Genomic DNA, 22,212 nt, shown 5'->3' on the forward strand with positions numbered 1-22,212 from the left:
GCCTGTTACACGCCGGCACGCAAGCGCGACTGATAGTCATGCGCCCGCCAGTCTGCCCGCGCCAGCCATTGAGCTTCCGGCTGACGGGTGGCCAGATCATCGCTGATTTCCACCTCGTCAAACCCCGAACGGCGCGCCATCGCGTATTGATCGGCGATGACATGGCCTTTGGCACGCAGCCGGCCCTGAAACCCCGCCTGCCGCAAAAGTCGCGCCAGCGTAAAGCCCCGCCCGTCTGCAAAACTCGGGAAATCAATCCGGATCGCCGCCGCATTGCCGTATTGCGCCAAGGTCTCGGGCGCGGTGTCGGAGGGCAGGTCGATCCAGTCGCCGTTGTAATCTTCGGAGATGAATCCGCTGTCTCGTACAATCACGCTCATGATGCGTCTCCTTTGAGGGGGTCTGTGGCAGGCCCCCGGACAATCTTGCCGTTCACAATGTGAATCCCGCATTCGGTTTTCTCTTCGCCACGCCACCGTCCGGCGCGCGGGTCTTCGCCCTCTTTGACGGGGCTGGTGCAGGGGGCGCAGCCAATCGAGGGGTAGCCTTTTGCGACGAGAGGGTGCCGCGGCAGGCGGTTGTTGATGATGTAGTCCTGCACATCCGTCGGCGCCCAATGCGCCAGCGGGTTGATCTTGATCCGTTGCTCGTCCTCGTTCTCGAAGAAATCAAGCGTGGCGCGTGTCGCCCCCTGAAACCGTTTGCGTCCGGTGATCCACGCGTCGAAATGGCCGAGCGCGGCTTGCAGCGGTGCGGTCTTGCGCAGGGCACAGCAGGCATCCTTGTCCGACAGGTGCAAAAGCCCGTCGGGATCATTGGCCGCCAGTTTCGCAGGCGCAGGCCGGATGCGGCGCACATCGCGCAGGTCGAGCCTGTCGATCACCTCAAGCTGGTATTGGATCGTTTCCTCGAAAAGCATTTCCGTATCCACGAAAATCACCGGTGTTTTCGGCGCGATCACGGAAATCATATGCAACAGTACGACGCTTTCGGCTCCGAAAGAGGAGACGAGCGCAATCCGGCCCAGTTCGCGGTCCCGCAGCGCCAGTTCCAGAACGGACGTCGCGGAGTGGTTAACGTAACGCGCGTTCAGACGGTCGACACGGGCTTGCACCGTGCCGAATTCATCTTGCAAAAGAGACGCCTCATGCCGCATGTGCACTTTCCTTCGCCGGATAGAGGGCCGCTTTGAACGGGGCCATGCCGAGGCGGCGGTAGGCCATGAGGAAGGTCTCCTCGGGACTGTCGCGCAGTTCCAGATAGGTTTTCAGAATGCGCTCGATGGCGGGCACAATCTCGTCATAGGCGAAACCCGGCCCCGTGCGGTCGCCCAGCACCATATCTTCGGTGCCGTCGCCGCCCAGCGTGATCTGGTAATTCTCGACACCTGCGCGGTCGAGGCCCAGAATGCCGATATGGCCGACATGGTGGTGCCCGCAGGCATTGATGCAACCGGAAATCTTGATCTTGAGCGGGCCGATCTCGTGTTCGAGTTTCAGCTCTTCAAACCGTGTGGCGATGCCTTGCGCCACGGGGATCGAGCGCGCGGTCGCCAAGGTGCAGTAATCCATACCGGGGCAGGCGATGATGTCGCTCACCAGACCGATATTGGCGGTGGCAAGCCCTGCGGCCTTCAGGACCGTGTGGATTTCCGGCAGGTCGGATTTATGGACATGCGGCAGGATGACGTTTTGCTCATGGGAAATGCGCAACTCGTCGTGACCATAGTCGCGCGCCAACCCCGCCAGCACCCGCATCTGTTCGGCACTGGCGTCTCCCGGCGTCTGGCCGGGCGTTTTGAGCGAGACCGTGACGATGGCATAGCCCTCGGCCTTATGCGGTGCGAGGTTGGTGTTGGCCCAACTGCGAAACAACGGATCATTGGCATAGGCCGTATCGAACGCCTCCGTCGGGGCGGAGCGGAACGCAGGCGGCGCAAAAGCGGCACGGATTTCGTCGAGCATCACCATGTCGATACCGCCAAAGGCCGGTTTGACCTGCGCAAAACGCTCTTCCACGAGGCGGCGGATTTCCTCGATCCCGTGTTCATGCACGGTGATCTTGATCCGGGCTTTGAATTTGTTGTCGCGCCGCCCCAAGAGGTTCCAGACCGACACGGTGGCTTCGAGATAGGGCAGAAGGTCGTCCAGCGCGACGAAGTCTTTGAGCACCTTGCCCACCATCGGCGTGCGGCCCAGACCGCCGCCCACAAGAATCTGGGCCCCGATTATACCATTTTGCTCGCGCAGATAGAGGCCGACATCATGGGCTTTTATCACGGCGCGGTCTTCCTTGGCCCCCGAGACGGCGACCTTGAATTTGCGGGGCAGGAACTGGAATTCGGGGTGATCGGTGGACCACTGGCGGATCAACTCGGCCACGGGGCGCGGATCGACCGTCTCATCGGCGCTTGCGCCCGCGAAATGATCGGCGGTGACATTGCGGATCGTGTTGCCGGAGGTCTGGATCGCATGCATTTCCACATCCGCCAGATCCGAAAGGATCGCGGGCACATCGGGCAGCTTCGGCCAGTTATACTGGATGTTCTGCCGTGTGGTGAAATGGCCGTAACCGCGATCATATTTCTCCGCGATCATCGCCAGCTGGTTCATTTTGCGACTGTCCAATGTGCCATAGGGAATGGCCACCCGCAGCATATAGGCGTGCAATTGCAGATACAGGCCGTTCATCAGGCGCAGCGGGCGGAATTCTTCCTCGGTGAGCGAGCCGTCAATGCGACGGGCCACCTGAGCGGAGAATTGTGCGACACGGTTGCGCACGAAGGCTTCGTCGAAATCATTGTATTTATACATGGGTCGCGTCCTGCTGGGATTCCTGTTTGCCGTGGAAATAGTTCGAGGGGCCTGTGCGGCGGAACTCTTCGCGGAAATGGGTGGGAACCGGTCCGTTTTCTGTGGGCTTCACATCCGTCAGATAGGCCCCGACGACAGAGCCGTCCTTGGCCGCCTCGGCCAGTGCGCGCTCTGCGGTTTCCTTGTCGGTGTAAACCTGCGCCAGACACAGATCGCGCACCCATGTGCCATCAGCAGACATGTAGATGACATCGCCTTCGAGAAGGGCGTTGGCGGTGATGGCTTTGGGCGTAAACGGACGCGGCATAGGGCTCTCCGGTGTTCGGTCGGGTTTTCGACTTGCGATTTTCTGTGCTTAATTTAGAACATTATCCCAAGTCAGAGCCATAGCTGCGCACGAATAAGGACGTTTGTTCCTGTTTCAGAGCCCCGCTAGGTTGGAATTCCAAGAACGAGAGGAAAAGCGAAATGGCGGACCAGATCGACGCAATGGACCGGAAAATTCTGGGCGAGTTGCAACAGGATGCGAGCCAGTCTCTCGACGAAATCGCCCGCAAAGTCGGCTCTTCAAAGACGCCCGTCTGGAATCGTATCCGCAAAATGCGCGAGGCGGGGGTCATTGGTCAGCAGACGGTCATTCTTGATCCGGAAAGCCTCGGGCTGGAGGCCTGTTTCTTTGTTCTGGTGCGCACCAATGCCCATGAGGCGAACTGGCAGGAGAAGTTCCTGCAAGTGCTCAAACGTCGCCCCGAAGTGCTGGAAGCGCATCGTCTGGCGGGGGAGATCGACTATATCCTCAAGGTGCGCGTGCGCAATGCGAAGGCCTATGACGACTTCTATCAGGCGTTGATCAAAGAGGTGGCGATCTACAACGTCACGGCACTTCTCTCGATGGAAGAAATCAAATCGACCACGATGCTGCCGCTGTGATCATGGCCGGTTGACCAGTTGGCGGCGAAGGCGCGCCGGAGACCCCGTGGCGCGCGGTGTTGAGCGCGCCGCCTGTGAGTATTTGGGGCACAAAGGAAAGCCTGTGCGGCCAAGGCCGACCGTGCCTCCGGAAAAGACGGAGTAGGGTTAGCGGTTGCCTGAGCGGGTGAACAGGCCCGCATCCTCGGCGGCTTTGCGCAGCGCGTTGGATTTGTTGACGGTTTCCTGATACTCGCCCTCGGGGTCGCTGTCATAGACCACGCCGCCGCCAGCCTGAATATAGAGTTTCTCGTTTTTCAGCACGGCGGTGCGCAGGGCGATGCACATATCCATGTCGCCGCCTGCGGAGAAATAGCCGACCCCGCCGCCATAGACGCCGCGTTTTTCCGGCTCCAGCTCGTCAATGATCTCCATCGCGCGCACCTTCGGAGCGCCGGAGACCGTGCCAGCGGGCAGACCGGCGAGCAGGGCGGAGAGCGCATCTTCATCCTCGCGCAATTCGCCCACTACGTTGGAGACAATGTGCATGACGTGGGAATAGCGCTCGATGATAAACTCTTCGGTCGGGCGGACCGTGCCGATTTTCGAGACCTTGCCCGTGTCGTTGCGACCCAGATCGAGCAGCATCAGATGTTCGGCCAGTTCCTTTTCATCGGACAGCAGGTCTTCTTCGAGCGCCTTGTCCTCCGCGGGCGTTGCGCCGCGTTTGCGGGTGCCTGCGATGGGGCGGATGGTCACCTCGTTGTCGAAGACCCGCACAAGGATTTCCGGTGAGGCGCCAATGATCTGGAAGCCGCCGAAGTTGAAGAAGAACATGAAGGGCGAGGGGTTCGTGCGGCGCAGGCTGCGGTAGAGGGAGAAGGGCGGCAGAGGGAAGTCCTGCGTCCAGCGCTGCGCGGGCACAACCTGAAAGATGTCGCCTGCCTTGATATATTCCTTCGCCTTCATGACGGCGTCTTTGTAGCCCTCATGGGTGAAATTCGACACAGGCGCGGGAGCTTGGAAGCTCTCGCCCATCTCGTGACTGGCCTCGGATGGCGCGCGTTCCAGATCGCGCAGGGCATCCATGACGCGCTCTGCGGCCTGCGCATAGGCGGCTTTGGCCGACAGGCCGCTTTCGACCCACGCGGGCGACACAAGGATCACATCGCCTTTGACGCCGTCAAGGATCGCAATCACGGAGGGGCGCATCAGCACCGCATCAGGCAAGCCGATCGGGTCGGGGTTCACATTGGGCAGATGCTCCACCAGCCGGATCATGTCATAGCCCAGATAGCCGAACAGTCCCGCAGCCGCGCCGGGCAATGTGTCGGGAATATCCACGCGGCTCTCTGCGATCAGCGCACGGATCGAGGTGAGCGGATCCTTGTCATCGACCACATAGCTGTCCGCATCGAAGCGGGCGTTGCGGTTGACCGAAGCTGTTGTCCCGTCGCATTTCCAGATCAGGTCGGGTTTCATCCCGATGATCGAATAGCGCCCGCGCACCTCGCCGCCGGTGACGGATTCAAGGATGAAACTGTCGGTGCGTGCGCCGGCGAGTTTGAGCATGATCGACACGGGCGTGTCGAGATCGGCGGCCACTTTGGCGTAAACCAACTGGTTCTTGCCTTCGGAAAAGCCTGTTTCAAACTCGGAAAAGCTGGGGATGAGCGTGGCCATGGGGAACTCTTATTGCATCTGGCTGTGAACAGCGGTCAGGGCCGTCTGGTTGATTGTCACCCCTTCGCGGGCCCGCAAGGCGGCGGAGAACGCGTCGATCACATCCGTGGCCGCCCCTTGCGCGGCGGAGGTGATGTAGCTTTGGGCGATGGCGGCATTTTCGTCCGAAGGCTCGGGATCTTCGACACTGTCGATCTTGGCGATGACAACGCGGCCCTCGCCGGAGATCAATGTGGTGCCGCCTTCGGTCAGACCCGGTGCAAAGACCGCATCCATGAAGCCGTCGGGCATGTTGGAGAGGAAATCCTGACGGGTGATCGCCTCGAATGTCTCGGAGGGCAGACCCAGATCGGTGATCGAGGCCCCTGATGCCACTTCGGTTTCCAAAGCCTCGGCGCGTTCGGTGAGACGTTGTTGCAGCGCATCGGCCTCCCAATCGGCGGCGACCTGTTCGCGGACCTCGTCGAGCGGCTTGACCGTGGTAGGCACGATAGCGTCGAGACGCAGGGCGAAGACGCCGCCATCCGACAGTTCAATGATCTCCGGATAGTCGTCGAGCGTGACCTGAGCCGCGGCCTCTTTGAAGGCGGTGTAGGCGGCAATCCCACCTTCGCTCTCGGTGGTCCAGTCCAGCGTGCCAAGCTCCATCTCGGTCTCGTCTGCGAGTTCTTCGAGCGTGTAGCCCTCCGCCAGATCGTTGTCGAATTCTTCGAGCAGACCGGAAATCAGACGGGCTGCGGCATCGGTGCTCATGACGGCGGCCAATTCGTTGCGGGCCTCCTCAAAGCTGACCTCGGAGCCAGCCAAAGTGCCGTTCACGCGGTAAAGCGCGGGGCCGAGATCGGACATCACCGGCCCGACTTCGCCCGTGCCTTTGAGCGCAAAGACCGCAGCTCCGGCCTCTGTCGAGAGGTCGTCTTGCGAGACATCGCCCATATCGGCGTCAATCAGGTCGAGACCGCGCGCGGCAACCTCTTCGTCAAACGTGGTCTCGCCGGAGGCAATGCGATCTGCGGCGGCTTGGGCCTCTTCTTCGCTGTTGAAGACCAGACGCTCCACCAGACGGCGTTCGGGCTGCACATAGCTGTCGATATTCTCTTGATAGAGTTTGCGCAGGGTCTCCTCGTCAATATCGACCTGATCCATGATCATCGCAGGGGTCAGCCACGCATAGGTGATCCGACGGGCTTCGGGGGCGGTGTAAGCCTCCGGATGGGCGTCATACCAGCTTTGGATGTCGGCTTCGGACGCAATCGGCACACCGGTTTCCAGCGCATCCGCATCCAGCGTGGCAACGGAGATCGTGCGCCGCTCGCCCAGCCAGTCCACAACCACCTGTCCGTAGGAGGGTGGCATGGTGATTCCGGTGGCCAGAGCGCCGGTCAGGATCGCCCGCGCGGCATCTTTGCGCAGATCGGATTCGAAACCCTTGTCGGTCATGTTGTTGCGCGCCAACAGGTCTTTATAGGCGGCCGTGTCGAATTTGCCGTCCACGCCTTTGAACGCATCAATGGCCAGAAGCTCGCGGCGCACAGCGTCGTCACCGACAGACAGGCCAACGCGGGCGGTTTCCGCATCAAGGGCGGCCTGAGACAGAAGCTGGTCCAGAACCTGTTGCGACAGGCCGAAATTCTCTGCCTGTGCGACGGAGAAGGCCTGACCTGTCTGGGCCTCGATTGCGCTGATCTGGCTTTGCAACGCATTGGCATAATCGTTGACCGAGATTTCCTCGTCGCCCACTGCGGCGACGCGGGTGACCCCGCCGCCGAAATTTGCTGTGCCAAACCCGCCAAGACCGAGGATCAGGAGGCCCAAAATGCCCCAAACCACCATCTTTGTGCCAGAGCCTTTGCCGCTCGCCATATTCTTGTTCTCCCTTCAAGGTTGGCAAAGTGTGTAGAAGCAAGCGAAACGGAGGGCAAGGTGGATCAGGGGGCGATTTTGGCCAATCTTGTGAAAAGCTCCGTGATACCGGCCTGATCGATATTGGCAAAAGCGATCCGAAGTTGCTGTTCGGCCCGTTTGTCACCTTTGGGCATGAAATCCGTGCCGGGCAATAGGAGCACCCCCGCCTCGCGCACGAGCCACGGGGCCAGTTCTGAGGACGGCATGTCGAACGGATGGCTGACATAGGCGAAAAACGCACCGCAGCCCAAGAGCCGCCAGCCCTTTTGTGCGAGCACAGGGAAGCCGTCGATGATGGCTTGCCGCCGCGCGAGGATTTCGGTGCGCTCTCCTGCGACCCATTCGCCAAGGTTTTGCAGCCCCCAAAGCGCGGCGCGCTGGCCGATCTGGTTGGGGCAAATCGCGACTGTGTCGAGATATTTCTCCACCTGTTCGAGCCGCTCGGGCGAGGCGATCATGGCGCCGACGCGGTGGCCGGTGAGGCGGAAGGCCTTGGAGAAAGAATAGAGATGGATGAGCGTGTTCTGCCAGTCCGGCTGGCGGAACAGGTAGTGCGGCACCTCCGTTCGGCTGTCAAAATCGCGATAGGTTTCGTCGAGCACCAACATGAGGCCGCGGTCACGCGCCAGCGCATAGAATTTCGTCAAAAGCTCTGGCGGGTATTCGACGCCGCCGGGGTTGTTCGGCGTAATCAGCACGATGGCTCGGGTGCGCGGCGAAATCAGGCGGGCGGCCTCTTCCAGATCGGGGAGAAGATCGTCCTTCGTCTTCAGAGGCACGGCATGCACGCCATTCATATCGCACCACATTTTATGGTTGAAATACCATGGCGTGACGAGGATGACCTCGTCGCCGCTTGCGGCAATGGTGCTCATGACCGAACTGAAGGCCTGATTGCAGCCCGAGGTGATGGCGACCTGCTCCGGTGAGATATCCGCGTGATAGGCGGCGGACCAATCCTTGGCGAGTTGTGCGCGCAGTTCCGGCATGCCCAGCACCGGCCCGTAGAGATGCGCGCTCGGATCCTCCAGTGCGATCCGTGCGATTTCTTTGCGCAGCGCCAGAGGCGGAGCCTCCATCGGTGCGGCCTGACTGACGTTGATCAGCGGACGGTCCGGCGGAAAGGTCACGCCCTCAAGCCATTTTCGCGACGCCACGATGGGCGAAGCAAAGGTGCGGTTCATGGGGGGGGCAAGAGGAGTCAGCATATAGTCACCTTGATCAAACAGATTTGTCAGGAGAGTAGGGGGTGGCCGCGGCAGATGCAATTGCCTGAAAGGGGCGGAATTGCTCGGCAGGGGTGTCGCTAATATTCAGATTAATTCTCATGCAACGCGCTGAAAAAAAAGACATTCGCAAGGGTTGGGCATTTTTGCATAGGGTCTTCAAGCTTTGTTTACCTCTTAAAGCGCAGTCTTGGGTGACATTGGAAAGAAACGCTCCCATTTGCCTTTGAACGGCGTCGCTGTTTCGGGGCTTTCGGACTTTGGTTCGGGCCGCACCGGCGCGGGGCGTGAAACAATGAAAAACGGCAGTATCTGCACTTCGGTGCATCAACAGGATATTATGAGGTGGCTTATGGTTTACGGGTTTTCTGGTCCAGCAGGATATGACGCGCTGATCGAGGCGCTGCGAACGGCACTCACCGCGGCGCGGGAGGGCGATATGCTGCGCGAAGAGGAGATGACGGAACAAATCCGTGACGCCTCTTATGAGATGGAGCCGCGTCAGGCGGGCTATCTTGTGCGATCGGCTTGCGGGGCGATTGACGCGGCGATGCGGGCCTTTGATCGGGAAAGCGGTTTGGCGTTGGCCGAGCAGGCCATCGAGAATGTGAAAGATATTTTGTGGCGTTCTCAATCCGTGCCCTCCGTCGCATGACACGCGTCGACTGTGTATGGACGCGGACCGTTTAACCATCTCCTAACCATCACCGGAGACAAGAAAAATCTCGCCGGTCGCTTCCAGGTCGCGGATCGTGGAGACCACGGCGTTCATGGCCTCTTCGGCATCGCTGTCCGTGACTTGTCCGATCATCTCCATCTCTTCTCGCAATCCTTCGGCCATACGTTTGGAGATGTTGGAGAGGATGAACTCTGTCGATTGAGCAGCCTCTCCCTTGGCCCCCGCCAATGCGGCGATCAATTGGTCTTGCGGAATGCTGCGCACCAGTTTGGGCACGTCGCGCGGATCAATCCGGCTGGCGATATTGGCATAGGTGAAGATATTTCGGCGCACTTCTTCGGCAAAGCTCTTGTCGGTTTCTTCCAGCCCCTCGAGCACGCCCTCGCGGGTGCGCGACGAGGAAAAATTGAGAATCGCACCAACGCGCTCCGGCGGTTCGTCAGAGAAAGCCTGACTCGGTTGCGCGTCCAGCTGCGCGGCCAGAGAAAGCCCGATGCGCTGCACCACCTCGGGCGTCACCGAAGAGGTGAGCGACACCGCATAGGCAACGCGACGGGCGCGTTCGCCGGGCAGCATGGACATGAGTTGTGCAGCTTTGGACACTTGGAGTTTGGAGAGCATAATGGCGCCGACTTCGACGCTTTCTTCCTGTAAAACCGGCAAAAGACGGGAAATATCGACTTCCGCAATCCGCTGCCACGGATCGCCCAGAAGGGAAAACCCTGCATTTGTGCGCAGTTTGGAGGCCGTTGTGCCGGAAATCGTGCCCTCCAGAACACTGAGCGCGCCCTCCAACCCGCCGGGGAAACTGAGGCCGATGGAGTCCAGTTCTTCGAGAAACTCCTCGACAACGGCGGTCAGCGTGTCCTTATCTATATAGCGCAGATCGGTGAGCTGATGGGCCAGTTCAACCTGCATCTCCTCCGGAAATGTGGCCAGCGGCAGTTTCACATCCTGCGCGGCCATGAGCTTCACGATGATCGCGGCCTTGGTCTTTTTCGGGAGTTTCGCAGGCATACGCGAGACCGGGGGCGGCATGTCAAAGCCCCCCATATCCCCGGCGGTTCCCATTTGTCCAAGGTCGGGGAGCGCCCCCATGTCATCCGAAATCTGCGGCAGTCCGTCCACGCGTGCCTCTTAACCGTTTGAGTGACTCTATTCGGGAGGAGCATGACGCAGGAGCCTTAACGTAAGGTGACCAGCGGCGGAGATTTTGCAAAAAATTCTGCGCATTTATATAAAAATCTCCCGAAAACGACGCGCGCTTTCGGGAGATTCTGTTTCGGTCCTAATGATTTCTTAAGGTTTTGGCGCTTTGTTATTCGCCGAAGACCCGTTTGAAGATCGTGTCGACATGTTTCGTGTGGTATTCCATGTCGAATTTTTCGTTGATCGCGTCCTTGCCGAGGGCCTTGACCACGTCCTCATCGGCGAGAAGCTGTTCGCGGAAATCGACGCGATCTTCCCAGACTTTCAAGGCGTTGCGCTGCACCATGGCGTAGGCGTCTTCGCGTGACACGCCGGCTTGGGTCAGGGCCAGAAGCACGCGCTGGCTCATGACGAGGCCGGGGAACTTGTTCATATTGTCGAGCATGTTGTCGGGGAAGATCAACATTTTCTCGACGACGCCCGCCAGACGGTTGAGCGCGAAATCAAGTGTCACCGTGGCATCAGGCCCGATGCCGCGTTCGACGGAGGAGTGCGAAATATCACGCTCGTGCCAAAGTGCGACGTTTTCCATCGCGGGCACCACGGTCATGCGCACGAGGCGGGCCAGACCGGTCAGGTTTTCGGTCAGCACAGGGTTTTTCTTGTGCGGCATGGCCGAGGAGCCTTTTTGACCCATGGAGAAAAACTCCGCGCCTTCAAGCACTTCGGTGCGCTGCATGTGGCGGATCTCGATGGCGACATTCTCGATCGAGGAGGCGATCACACCGAGCGTCGCAAAGAACATCGCATGACGGTCTCGCGGGATGACCTGCGTCGAAATCGGTTCGGGTTTGAGACCCATCTGGGCGCAGACATGTTCCTCGACCGCGGGATCGATATTGGCAAAGGTCCCGACCGCGCCGGAAATCGCGCCGGTGGCAACTTCTTCGCGGGCGGCTTTCAGGCGCGCCTTGTTGCGGTCCATCTCGGCGTAGAACCGCGCGAAGGTAAGGCCCATAGTGGTGGGCTCGGCGTGAATGCCGTGGGAACGGCCCACGCGCACGGTCATTTTATGCTCCATCGCGCGAGTCTTGAGCGCGGCGAGCACCTTGTCGAGATCGGCCAGAAGGATGTCTGCGGCACGAACCAGCTGCACATTGAGGCAGGTGTCGAGCACATCCGACGAGGTCATGCCCTGATGCACGAAACGGGCTTCTTCTGAGCCGACATGCTCCGCCAGATGCGTGAGAAAGGCAATGACGTCATGTTTGGTCACGGCTTCGATTTCGTCGATGCGATCCACGTCGAATTCGACATCCTTGGCTTTCCACACGGCATCGGCATTTTCCTGCGGGATCACGCCGAGTTTGGCTTGAGCGTCGCAGGCATGAGCCTCGATCTCGTACCAGATTTTGAATTTCGTGGCGGGTTCCCAGATGTCGGTCATCTCTTTGCGGGCATAACGGGGGATCATCGGCAGGCCTTTCGATTAACAGGTCGCGGCTGTCTTACGGGGAAGGGGCCGAACGCGCAAGTCTACGGGCGTATTCGGGCCAAAAACAGTGCGGATGTGCGGCTTCGCGCATTGCTATCCACGCGGGACGCGGCATATGAAACGGCGAGACATGACACATATGGGACGCAGGGCAATGATGATCCGACTGGAGAATTTCACCGGCCTGTGGTCGATGGCACGCGAGATCGACGACCGGCGCACGGGCCAGCGCGCCACGCTGACCGGAACCTGCCGTTTCATCATGGACGAAACCGGTGCGCTGCGACAGGACGAGCGCGGGGTGCTGCATATGCCGGAGGCGGCGCAAAGTTTCGAGGCGGAGCGGCGCTATCTCTGGCGGGCCGATGCCGAAGGGATCGCGGTGTTCTTCGAGGACGGGCGGTTCTTTCATGCCTTCGATCCGAACGCCCCCGCGCCGCATGCCGATCACGCCTGCGCTCCGGATGCCTATAGCGTGCGCTACACGTTTTCAAACTGGCCCGACTGGTCTGCGACATGGCGCGTGACAGGGCCGCGCAAGGATTATGTGAGCGTCACCCGCTATAGCCGTCAAACGGCCTGAATAAAGGGCCGCGCTTCCTGACCGAGAGGTTTTGCCCGCGCGCCCAACCGGTCTTTCTGATGGTTCAAATACTCAAAAAGCCCCGCATAAGCGGGGCTTTCCGAAAGACTGAGGCGTAGGGTTTACGCTTTGGCCAGATTGCGCAGCACATAGTGCAGCACGCCGCCGTTTTCGACATATTCGATCTCGGGGGCGGTATCGATCCGGCATTTCACCTTGATGGTCTTTGTCATGCCATCGGCATAGGTGATGTCGCAATCGAGCGTTTCCAGCGGTTTCACACTGTCCAGCCCTTTGATCGTCACGGTTTCGTCGCCGGTCAGGCCGAGCGTTTTGCGCGTGTCGCCGCCTGTGAATTCGAACGGGACCACGCCCATGCCGACAAGGTTCGAACGGTGGATCCGCTCGAAGCTCTCCGCAATCACGGCCTTGACGCCCAGAAGCGCCGTGCCTTTGGCCGCCCAGTCACGCGAGGAGCCCGCGCCATACTGTTCGCCACCAAAGACGACGAGCGGTGTGCCCTGTTCCTGATAGGCCATTGACGCATCAAACACCGAGGTTTGCGCCCCGTCGGGGCCTTTGGTGTAGCCGCCTTCAACCCCGTCGAGCATCTCGTTCTTGATGCGGATATTGGCGAACGTGCCGCGCATCATGATCTCGTGGTTGCCGCGACGCGAGCCGTAGGAGTTGAACTCGCGCACCGGCACGCCGCGCTCGGTGAGGTATTTGCCCGCAGGGGTCGATTCCTTGAACGAACCGGCCGGAGAGATGTGGTCGGTGGTGACCATGTCCCCGAGGATAAGCAACGGCTTTGCGTCGATGACGTTCTGGATTGTGCCTTTCTCTGCCCCCATGCCTTGGAAATAGGGCGGGTTCTGGATGTAGGTCGATTCCGGCGGCCAGTCGTAAGTGTCGCTGTCGGAGACTTCGACCGCCTGCCATTTCTCGTCGCCTTTGAACACATCGGCGTATTTTTTCAGGAAGGCTTCGCGCGTCACAGTCTTTTCGACCAGTTCCGCAATCTCCGCATTGGTCGGCCAGATGTCTTTCAGATAGACATCCTTGCCGTCTTTGTCCTGACCAAGAGGCTCGGTGGTGAGGTCGATATTCATGTCGCCCGCGATGGCATAGGCCACCACCAGCGGCGGGGAGGCGAGGTAGTTGGCGCGCACATCCGGCGAAATCCGGCCCTCGAAGTTGCGGTTGCCCGAAAGCACGGCGGTGGCGATCAGGTCGCCCTCTGCGATGGCCTCCGACAGTTCCGGCGCGATGGGGCCGGAGTTGCCGATACAGGTGGTGCAGCCATAGCCCACGAGGTTGAAGCCGATGGCGTCGAGGTCTTCTTGCAGACCGGCGGCCTCCAGATATTCCGTCACCACCTGCGAACCGGGGGCCAGCGAGGTTTTTACCCAAGGCTTGCGGTTCAGGCCAAGCGCGCGGGCCTTGCGGGCCACGAGACCTGCGCCGATCATCACATAGGGGTTCGAGGTGTTGGTGCACGAGGTGATCGAGGCGATCACGACCGAGCCGTCATGCAGCTCGTAATCCTGTCCTTTGACCGGCTGGGATTTGTTGATGTCGACGGATTTGGTCGCGGCGGGGCCTTCTTCGACCATGTCTTTGGCGGCGGCGGAGACGTCGATGCCACGGTATTCGGCGACGACTTTTTCAAAAGCCGAGGAGGCTTGTGTCAGGGCCACGTAATCCTGCGGGCGTTTCGGACCGGAGATTGCCGGCACGATGGAGCCCATGTCGAGATGCAGGGTCGAGGAGTAGATCGGTGCGTAATCCGCCCCGCGCCACAACCCGTTCTCTTTCGCGTAAGCCTCGACCAGAGCGATGCGGTCCTTTTCGCGGCCGGTCTGTTCGAGATAGCGCAGGGTTTCCTGATCAATCGGGAAGAAGCCACAGGTCGCGCCGTATTCCGGTGCCATGTTGGCAATGGTGGCCCGTTGCGAGAGCGGCAGGTTGTCGAGACCGTCGCCGTAGAATTCCACGAATTTGCCGACAACCCCGTGTTCGCGCAGCATTTCCACCACTTTGAGCACGAGATCGGTGCCGGTGGTGCCTTCGACCATTTCGCCGGTGAGTTTGAAACCGACCACTTCGGGGATCAGCATGGAGATCGGCTGGCCGAGCATGGCGGCCTCGGCCTCGATCCCGCCAACACCCCATCCGAGCACAGCCGCGCCGTTCACCATGGTGGTGTGGCTGTCGGTGCCTACGAGCGTATCGGGATAGGCCACTTCGACCCCGTCAGGGTCTTTGTCTGTCCAGACCGTCTGGGACAGGTATTCGAGGTTCACCTGGTGACAGATCCCCGTTCCCGGCGGCACAACGCGGAAGTTTTCAAAGGCGGTCTGGCCCCATTTGAGGAACTGGTAGCGTTCCATATTGCGTTCGTATTCGCGGTCCACGTTCATCTGGAACGCACGCGGGTTGCCGAATTCGTCGATCATCACCGAGTGGTCGATCACCAGATCGACAGGCACCAAGGGGTTGATCTTTTCCGCATTCCCGCCGAGCGCCTTGATCCCGTCACGCATGGCGGCCAGATCAACCACGGCGGGCACGCCGGTGAAATCCTGCATGAGCACGCGGGCAGGGCGGTAGGCAATCTCGCGCGGGTTCTTGCCGCCGTTCTTTGCCCATTCGCCAAAGGCCTTGATGTCATCGGTGGACACGGAAAATCCGCCATCTTCAAAGCGCAGGATGTTTTCCAGCACTACCTTGAGCGCGGCGGGGAGTTTCGTGAAATCTCCGAACCCGGCCTCTTGGGCAGCGGGGATGGAATAATAAGCAAATGTCTTGCCATTCACGTCGAGTTTTCGGCGGGTTTTGGCGGTGTCTTGACCAACAACAACAGTCATGGGTGACCTCCGGGTCTGTGAAACTTCGTTGCGGACCGAGTGAGTCCGTTTACGTGGCGCTCTTTCAGGTGTAGCCGTTTTGCGGGATTTTTCAATCATGTTGAGCGGGAATGCACCGCATGTCTTGCGCAAATGAATGGCTTGTCCTGAGGGCGGGGTTTGCGGGCGATCCTTTCGGCTTGCCCGTCCGGTTTACTTGTTTCGTGTCTGTGTGGCTCTCCTTTTCTTTACTGCGTCATCCGGACTGTGAAGACAGCCTGTGGTGCAGGGCGCGGGTAGGGACCATCCCCTTTGTGTAAAACTGGCGTGGAGCTTTCAGGCGAAAGGTTTTAAACCAGATTTTAACCCGTACCCCTCACAGCCGCTTGCAACCGGATGAGGCATGGTATACTTTTGCATACAAATAATTCGGGAGTCGGAAAAGGCAAGAGGTTGCACTCCGGCTCCCGCTCTTTCTGTCACCAACCGTCAGGGAACGTCATGAGCTTGTACACCGACTACCTAACCGAGATTGAAACCCGCAAGTCCGAAGGGTTGCACCCCAAGCCCATCGACGATGGCGCACTGGTCGCAGAGCTGATCGAAAACATCACCGACAGCGCCAGCCCCTATCGCAAGGACTGCCTCAATTTCTTCATCTACAACACCCTGCCGGGCACCACATCGGCCGCAGGTGTCAAGGCAGCCTTCCTCAAGAAGATCATTCTTGGCGAAGTCGATGTGCCGGAAATCACACCGGATTTTGCCTTTGAACTGCTGTCCCACATGAAGGGCGGCCCGTCCATCGGTGTGCTTCTCGATGTCGCACTCGGTGAGGATGCGGCCAAGGCGAAACAGGCCGCCGAGGTTCTGAAAACGCAGGTCTTCCTCTATGAGGCCGACATGGAACGCCTCGAAGCCGCCTACAAAGCCGGCAACGCGGTGGCCAAAGAGCTTCTGGAAAGCTACGCCAAGGCCGAATTCTTCACCAAGCTCCCCGAGGTGGAAGAAGAAATCAAGGTCGTCACCTATATTGCCGCTGAAGGTGACATCTCCACCGACCTTCTCAGCCCGGGCAATCAGGCGCACTCGCGCTCCGACCGCGAGTTGCACGGCAAATGCATGATCTCGCCGGAAGCTCAGGCGGAAATTCAGGCGCTGCAAAAACAGCACCCCGATGCGCGCGTCATGCTGATCGCGGAAAAAGGCACGATGGGCGTGGGTTCCTCGCGGATGTCCGGCGTCAACAACGTGGCGCTGTGGACCGGCAAACAGGCCAGCCCCTATGTGCCCTTCGTGAACTTCGCACCGGTTGTCGCCGGCACCAACGGCATTTCGCCGATCTTCCTGACCACCGTGGGCGTGACCGGCGGGATCGGGCTTGACCTCAAGAACTGGGTCAAAAAACTCGACGCCGATGGCAACCCTGTTCTCGACGAGAACGGCGATCCGGTGCTGGAGCAGAAATATTCGGTGGAAACCGGCAAGGTTCTGACCATCAACACCAAAGAGAAAAAGCTCTATGATGCCGACGGCACCGAGCTTGTGGATGTCTCCTCTGCCTTCACCCCGCAGAAAATGGAATTCATGAAGGCGGGCGGCTCTTACGCCGTGGTCTTCGGCAAAAAGCTCCAGACTCTGGCCGCCGATATTCTTGGCGTCGAAATTCCGCTGGTCTTTGCCCCGTCGAAAGAGATCACCAACCCCGGTCAGGGCCTGACCGCCGTTGAGAAAATCTTCAACAAGAACGCCGTGGGCGTGCTAGCGAAAGAGCCGCTGCTCGCCGGTTCCGATGTCCGCGTCAAGGTGAACATCGTCGGCTCTCAGGACACCACCGGCCTCATGACCTCGCAAGAGCTCGAAGCCATGGCCGCAACCGTGATTTCGCCCTCCGTTGACGGGGCCTATCAGTCCGGCTGTCACACCGCTTCGGTCTGGGACAAAAAGGCGCAAGCCAATATCCCCAAACTCATGGCCTTCATGAACAAATTCGGCCTGATCACCGCGCGTGATCCGAAAGACGTCTATCCTGCCATGACGGACGTGATCCACAAGGTGCTCAACGACATCACCGTGAGCGACTGGGACATCATCGTGGGCGGCGACAGCCACACGCGCATGTCCAAAGGCGTGGCCTTCGGGGCCGACTCCGGTACTGTGGCGCTGGCACTGGCCACGGGCGAGGCGACCATGCCAATCCCCGAGTCTGTCAAAGTGACCTTCAAAGGCGAGATGAAGGATTACATGGACTTCCGCGACGTGGTTCACGCCACACAGGCGCAGATGCTCAAGCAATGCGGCGACAACGTCTTTCAGGGCCGCGTGATCGAAGTGCATATCGGCACACTGCTTGCCGATCAGGCCTTTACCTTCACCGACTGGACCGCAGAGATGAAGGCGAAAGCCTCGATCTGTATCTCCAATGACGACACGCTGATCGGCTCGCTGGAACTGGCGAAATCCCGTATTCAGGTGATGATCGACAAGGGCATGGACAATGAGGCGAAGACGCTTCAGGGGCTGATCGACAAGGCGGACAAGCGGATCGCCGAGATCAAATCCGGCGAGAAACCGGCGCTCAAACCCGATGACAATGCGAAATATTTCGCGGAAGTCGTCGTGGACCTCGACCAGATTGTCGAACCGATGATCGCTGACCCCGACGTGAACAACGCCGATGTGTCCAAGCGCTACACCCATGACACCATTCGTCCGGTCTCCTACTATGGTGCCGAGAAAAAGGTCGATCTGGGCTTTGTCGGCTCCTGCATGGTGCACAAGGGCGACATGAAAATCGTCGCGCAGATGTTGAAAAACCTCGAAGAAGAGAACGGCAAGGTCGAATTCAAAGCCCCGCTCGTGGTGGCCGCTCCGACCTACAACATCATCGACGAGTTGAAGGAAGAGGGCGACTGGGAAGTGCTCCAGAAATACTCCGGTTTCGAATTCGACGATCTCTTCCCGAAAGCACAGGCGCGCACCGAATACGAGAACACGCTCTATCTCGAACGTCCGGGCTGTAACCTCTGCATGGGCAACCAGGAGAAGGCCGAAAAGGGCGACACCGTTCTGGCCACCTCGACCCGCCTGTTCCAGGGCCGCGTTGTGGAAGACAGCGACGAGAAGAAAGGCGAAAGCCTTCTGGCCTCGACCCCTGTGGTGGTGCTCTCCGCCATTTTGGGCCGCACGCCGACGCTCGACGAGTATAAATCTGCGGTCAAAGGCATCGACCTGACCAAATTCGCACCGCCCGTCGAAGTGCCGAGCACCACGAAATCCGCGCATTTCTAAGACGCAGGGCGCATTGAGATCCCGAAGGGGCGGCACATAGTGTCGCCCTTTCCATTTTGCGCCCCTCGCAAAGGCGCACCGTGGCCAAGCTGCGACGCTCATAGCTCTGTAACGACTTATCGCAATTCCTTGATTGGCCTCACGGGCGCATTCGTCTTAAACCTGTTGCGCAACCAACGGAGCCTTCATGCGACAGATTCTGGCAGCCTTTTCTCATATCCTCCCTTCTCATCTTTTGAGAGGCGGGATTCTGGCTGCGTCTCTGTCCCTGCCTGTGGCCGCGCCCCTTGCCGCACAGGACAGCATGGCCAACCCCCATCCGCCGCTTGTGGTGGTGGAGCTTTTCACCTCTCAAGGTTGTTCCTCCTGTCCTCCGGCGGATGAGATGATGACGGAACTGGCCGGTCGCGACGATGTTTTGCCGCTCTCGCTCCATGTGGATTACTGGGATTACATCGGCTGGCGCGACAATTTCGCCAAGCCGGAATTCACCTTGCGCCAAAAGGCCTACGCCCATGCCGTCGGCAAACGCACCATCTACACGCCGCAACTGATTGTGCAGGGCGCGGATCACCTCGTGGGGGCCAAGCCCATGCGTCTGGTCGATCTCATCATGCGCCACCGGAGCAAACCGGCCGCGCCTGTGTCCTTGTCGGTCTCGGTCAAAAACGACCAGCTTCACATCGTTGCCACGCCCACCGGCGCGCTGCCGCCGCTGATGCGATTGCAGGTCGTGCGCTTTGATCCGCATGAGCGCGTCGTCATCACCCGTGGCGAAAATGCGGGCCGTGATGTGGAATATTCCAATATTGTGACCGAATGGCGCCCTCTGGCGGACTGGAACGGCGCGGCGCCCTTGGCGGTTTCGCTGGACCTTGAGGGGCCGGATCGCGCGGCGGTCATTCTACAGGCCGCCGGTCCGCAAGGCCCCGGTCCCATTCTGGCCGCTGTGCGCGCGGAAACAGATCACTAAAATCCTTTGCAATAAGCCCGAAGGCTCTTAATCCTGCGTAAAGGGTTGGCTGCTAGAACGGTCCCGCATTCGCACAAAGCGACCATGACGGAGACCGATATGCGCCCAGATTCCCTGTGTTTTCCTCTGATGTCCCGCACGCACCATGCGTTCATGCGCCTGTCTTTCAAGGGCCTGTTGACCCTATGCGCCGCGCTGCTTCTGTGGATTGGCGGCCTCTTGCCCGCAATGGCCGCCGAAAGCGGTGATAAAGCGCGGGTCGAAGAGGCTCTGCGCAGCTATTTTGAAACGGAGATGGCGGATTTCATCAAGGAACCGGTCTTGCTTGTTGCCCTGCGGGAGCAAAATGCCCGCACCGCCGAGTTGAGCGAAGCGGAGATTCTCGAGCTTGATCAACAATGGCGCGAACAGTTGCAACAGGAGGAGCAACCGCTGCTCGATACGGTTCTCAAAGGACGCCCTGCGGAACTGCTTTTGGGCAAGGTCGCCATGGCGGGCGGTGAGATTTCGGAACTGTTTCTTATGGATGCACGCGGGTTGAATGTGGCCTCTGCAACCGCAACCTCGGATTACTGGCAGGGGGACGAGGCGAAGTTCCTGAAATCTTTCGGGCAGGGGCCTGACGGGATAGAAATTGGCGAGATCGAATTTGATCCCTCCACCGGCGTGTCACAGGCTCAGGTCTCCGCTACGATCACAGACCCGACTTCGGGCGAGCCGATTGGCGCGGTGACTGTGGGGCTTGTTGTGGACCTGTTACTCTGACGCGTCCTCACTCATCGCCTTGTTGAGAACATCTTCCGCATCTTTCGGCAGCCGCTCCGGTTTCCAGCGGCGATGGATCCAGAACCATTGTTCCATATGCTGACGGGTGATGGCCTCCAGACTGTCATTGAGCGCCTGCGCCATCTCTTCCGGTGTGCTGTGGGGAATGGGAGATTCAACCTGAACGCGGAAATTCAACCCGTCTTCAAGACGCACGCCATAAATCGGCACCAAGAGCGCATCGTATTTGAGCGCAAGCTCGGCGGCGGAAAGCGCGGTGCGCACCGGTTTGCCAAAGAAACTCAGGATCGCACCGTGGCGCACATAGACATCGGAGAGAAAGCCGATCATGCCGCCGGATTTCAGATGTTTCAGCAGCTTTGCATAACCTCTGCGCCCGCGTGGAAAGAGCGGTTGCCCAATGGTGCCGATGGCTTTGACATAATGCGCGTTGAAGAACTTGTTCTTCATCGGGTTGTAAAGCGAGCCAACATCATAGCCATGGGCGATGAGCGCCGCACGCGGCGCGTCATAATTGCCGAAATGCCCTGTGTGCAGGATCACGGGACGCCGGTTGTCACGCGCCTCGCGCAAAATCTCGGCACCGGGGCCTTCCAGCCGGATGTCTTTCATCTTGGCGATGAATTCGGGGCCGGAATAAATCTCGATCAGCGTGCGCCCCGCATTGTTCGGCACATCGCGCATCAGCCGTTTGACCTCCGCCTCGGGAAGCTCCGGCATCACATGGTGGAGGTTCTCGCGCACCCTTTTGCTATATCCCGCCAAAGGCGCAAAAACGCGCGACATGAACCAGCCCATGAACCGCACACGGATTTTATAGGGCAGGGCGAGCGCCAGAGACAAAAGCCCCCGGGTTGCAAGATTGCCAAGATATTGCCCCAGCGTGCCTTCGATCTCACCGCGTTTGATGTTCATGGCTGACCCATTTCTTCGGGCACGGGCTGCGCCGTGCCACTCTTGCGTTCCCTTTGCCAGACATAGAGCCCGGCCGCGACGATCACAAGAGCACCGAGGACGGTCCAGCGGTCGGGCAGGGTGCCAAAGACCACAAGCCCCCAACCGGAGGCGGCGAGAAGTCCGACATAGGAAAACGGCGCGATGACGGAGGCTTCTGCGACAGCATAGGCGCGGATCATCATCAACTGTCCGAGCGAACCGATACAGCCGATCACCGCCATAAGCCCGATTGCCAGCCCGTCAGGCGCGACCCAGCGGAAGGGCACAATCAGGCTCAGGATCGCGGTGCAGATCAGGCCGGAATAAAGCAATCCGGTCAGCGGGCTTTCCTTCAGCCCGATATAGCGCGTGGCCAGCGCATAGCCTGCCAGACAGAGGGCGGTGCCCAGTGGCCAGAGCGCGGTGGGAGAAAAGACGGCGGCACCGGGACGGATGATGATCAAAGCCCCGATCAGCGCCGCGCCGATTCCCGCCATGCGGCGTGGACCGACCTTTTCGCCCAGAAAGAGAGCAGCCCCCAAGGTGATCAGCACGGGGGCGAGATCGGCCACGGCTGTGGTCTCCGCCAGACCTTGCGTGCGCAATGCGCCAAAGAAACAGGCCGCCGCGCCAAGCTGCATCAAGCCGCGGGCCAGTTGCAGCCACGGGTGTCGGGTCACAAGGGCGCGTCTCAGGCGCGGTGCAAAGACCAGAACCAGCAGCATAAGCTGGCCGCCATAGCGCGCCCAGAGCACTTGGGACAGGTCAACGCGTTCCCCCAAAAGCTTGGCGGTCATGTCCATCGACGAGAACACGATGACGGAGATCAGCATGTAGAGGATGCCGCGCGATTGCGCGGGCAGGCGGGAAAACCAGATCATCCGCTGACGCTATGTGCGTCGCCGGATTTTGTCCAGACGGTCAAGGGCATAGGC

18 protein-coding genes are annotated in these 22,212 nt (G+C 59.7%); 6 read left to right on the plus strand and 12 right to left on the minus strand.

Annotated features, from left to right (window positions below):
* Positions 1 to 5 precede the first annotated feature (5 nt).
* Genes KO492_RS03295 through KO492_RS03310 form a run of 4 tightly spaced genes read right to left on the minus strand, consistent with a single transcriptional unit; the run spans position 6 to position 3,120 of the window.
* Positions 6 to 380, minus strand: a complete 375-nt coding sequence (locus tag KO492_RS03295; protein ID WP_216043649.1) for a DUF934 domain-containing protein — start codon at positions 378 to 380, stop codon at positions 6 to 8.
* Positions 377 to 1,156: a phosphoadenylyl-sulfate reductase gene (locus tag KO492_RS03300; protein ID WP_216043650.1), complete on the minus strand. Its 780-nt coding sequence runs from the start codon at positions 1,154 to 1,156 to the stop codon at positions 377 to 379. Before KO492_RS03300 ends, KO492_RS03295 begins: the two co-directional genes overlap by 4 nt.
* Complete coding sequence (locus KO492_RS03305) at positions 1,146 to 2,813, minus strand: nitrite/sulfite reductase (protein ID WP_216043651.1); 1,668 nt, start codon at positions 2,811 to 2,813, stop codon at positions 1,146 to 1,148. Before KO492_RS03305 ends, KO492_RS03300 begins: the two co-directional genes overlap by 11 nt.
* Positions 2,806 to 3,120: a DUF2849 domain-containing protein gene (locus KO492_RS03310; RefSeq protein ID WP_216043652.1), complete on the minus strand. Its 315-nt coding sequence runs from the start codon at positions 3,118 to 3,120 to the stop codon at positions 2,806 to 2,808. Before KO492_RS03310 ends, KO492_RS03305 begins: the two co-directional genes overlap by 8 nt.
* A gap of 161 nt (positions 3,121 to 3,281) precedes the next feature.
* Here KO492_RS03310 and KO492_RS03315 point away from each other — a divergent pair, with 161 nt between their 5' ends.
* Positions 3,282 to 3,743 carry an Lrp/AsnC family transcriptional regulator gene (locus tag KO492_RS03315; RefSeq protein ID WP_066601601.1) on the plus strand — a complete coding sequence of 154 codons (462 nt, stop codon included), beginning with the start codon at positions 3,282 to 3,284 and terminating at the stop codon, positions 3,741 to 3,743.
* A 147-nt stretch (positions 3,744 to 3,890) separates the two neighbouring features.
* Here KO492_RS03315 and trpE read toward each other — a convergent pair whose 3' ends face one another.
* The 3 genes from trpE to KO492_RS03330 form a co-directional block, all read right to left on the minus strand.
* Positions 3,891 to 5,405 (minus strand): anthranilate synthase component I, encoded by a 1,515-nt coding sequence (gene trpE / locus KO492_RS03320; protein ID WP_216043653.1) that lies wholly within the window; start codon positions 5,403 to 5,405, stop codon positions 3,891 to 3,893.
* A 9-nt stretch (positions 5,406 to 5,414) separates the two neighbouring features.
* Positions 5,415 to 7,268, minus strand: coding sequence for a SurA N-terminal domain-containing protein (locus KO492_RS03325; protein ID WP_216043654.1), 1,854 nt, complete (start codon positions 7,266 to 7,268; stop codon positions 5,415 to 5,417).
* Positions 7,269 to 7,333: 65 nt separating this feature from the next.
* On the minus strand, positions 7,334 to 8,518 hold the full coding sequence (locus tag KO492_RS03330) for an aminotransferase (protein ID WP_216043655.1): 1,185 nt from the start codon (positions 8,516 to 8,518) through the stop codon (positions 7,334 to 7,336).
* Positions 8,519 to 8,726: 208 nt separating this feature from the next.
* On the opposite strand from KO492_RS03330, the gene KO492_RS03335 reads away from it, so the two are divergent.
* On the plus strand, positions 8,727 to 9,191 hold the full coding sequence (locus KO492_RS03335) for a hypothetical protein (RefSeq protein WP_216043656.1): 465 nt from the start codon (positions 8,727 to 8,729) through the stop codon (positions 9,189 to 9,191).
* Between the two features lie 42 nt (positions 9,192 to 9,233).
* On the opposite strand, the gene KO492_RS03340 is transcribed toward KO492_RS03335, so the two are convergent.
* Together KO492_RS03340 and purB are read right to left on the minus strand one after the other, a co-directional pair.
* Positions 9,234 to 10,343 (minus strand): flagellar motor switch protein FliG, encoded by a 1,110-nt coding sequence (locus KO492_RS03340; RefSeq protein WP_303578265.1) that lies wholly within the window; start codon positions 10,341 to 10,343, stop codon positions 9,234 to 9,236.
* Positions 10,344 to 10,533: 190 nt separating this feature from the next.
* The gene (gene purB, locus KO492_RS03345; RefSeq protein WP_066601584.1) at positions 10,534 to 11,838 is read right to left on the minus strand and encodes an adenylosuccinate lyase; all 1,305 of its coding nucleotides are present in this window, start codon (positions 11,836 to 11,838) and stop codon (positions 10,534 to 10,536) included.
* Positions 11,839 to 11,974: 136 nt separating this feature from the next.
* On the opposite strand from purB, the gene KO492_RS03350 reads away from it, so the two are divergent.
* A complete protein-coding gene (locus KO492_RS03350) occupies positions 11,975 to 12,442 on the plus strand; it encodes a DUF6314 family protein (RefSeq protein WP_216043657.1) in 468 nt (155 codons plus the stop codon).
* 122 nt (positions 12,443 to 12,564) lie between these two features.
* On the opposite strand, the gene acnA is transcribed toward KO492_RS03350, so the two are convergent.
* Positions 12,565 to 15,312, minus strand: a complete 2,748-nt coding sequence (gene acnA, locus KO492_RS03355) for an aconitate hydratase AcnA (RefSeq protein WP_216043658.1) — start codon at positions 15,310 to 15,312, stop codon at positions 12,565 to 12,567.
* A 480-nt stretch (positions 15,313 to 15,792) separates the two neighbouring features.
* Between acnA and KO492_RS03360 the strand changes: the two genes are divergently transcribed.
* The 3 genes from KO492_RS03360 (at position 15,793) to KO492_RS03370 (ending at position 20,320) form a co-directional block, all read left to right on the plus strand.
* Positions 15,793 to 18,582 (plus strand): bifunctional aconitate hydratase 2/2-methylisocitrate dehydratase, encoded by a 2,790-nt coding sequence (locus KO492_RS03360; RefSeq protein WP_216043659.1) that lies wholly within the window; start codon positions 15,793 to 15,795, stop codon positions 18,580 to 18,582.
* A 187-nt stretch (positions 18,583 to 18,769) separates the two neighbouring features.
* On the plus strand, positions 18,770 to 19,555 hold the full coding sequence (locus KO492_RS03365; RefSeq protein WP_216043660.1) for a DUF1223 domain-containing protein: 786 nt from the start codon (positions 18,770 to 18,772) through the stop codon (positions 19,553 to 19,555).
* 99 nt (positions 19,556 to 19,654) lie between these two features.
* Positions 19,655 to 20,320 carry a hypothetical protein gene (locus tag KO492_RS03370; RefSeq protein WP_216043661.1) on the plus strand — a complete coding sequence of 222 codons (666 nt, stop codon included), beginning with the start codon at positions 19,655 to 19,657 and terminating at the stop codon, positions 20,318 to 20,320.
* Here KO492_RS03370 and KO492_RS03375 read toward each other — a convergent pair.
* Both KO492_RS03375 and KO492_RS03380 read right to left on the minus strand, forming a co-directional pair.
* Positions 20,312 to 21,256, minus strand: coding sequence for a lysophospholipid acyltransferase family protein (locus KO492_RS03375; RefSeq protein WP_216043662.1), 945 nt, complete (start codon positions 21,254 to 21,256; stop codon positions 20,312 to 20,314). The two genes, KO492_RS03370 and KO492_RS03375, sit on opposite strands and share 9 nt — an antisense overlap.
* Positions 21,253 to 22,158, minus strand: a complete 906-nt coding sequence (locus KO492_RS03380) for a DMT family transporter (RefSeq protein ID WP_216043663.1) — start codon at positions 22,156 to 22,158, stop codon at positions 21,253 to 21,255. Before KO492_RS03380 ends, KO492_RS03375 begins: the two co-directional genes overlap by 4 nt.
* Between the last annotated feature and the right edge of the window lie 54 nt (positions 22,159 to 22,212).

It is taken from the genome of Celeribacter halophilus, from assembly GCF_018860305.1.
Lineage (GTDB): Bacteria > Pseudomonadota > Alphaproteobacteria > Rhodobacterales > Rhodobacteraceae > Celeribacter > Celeribacter halophilus_A.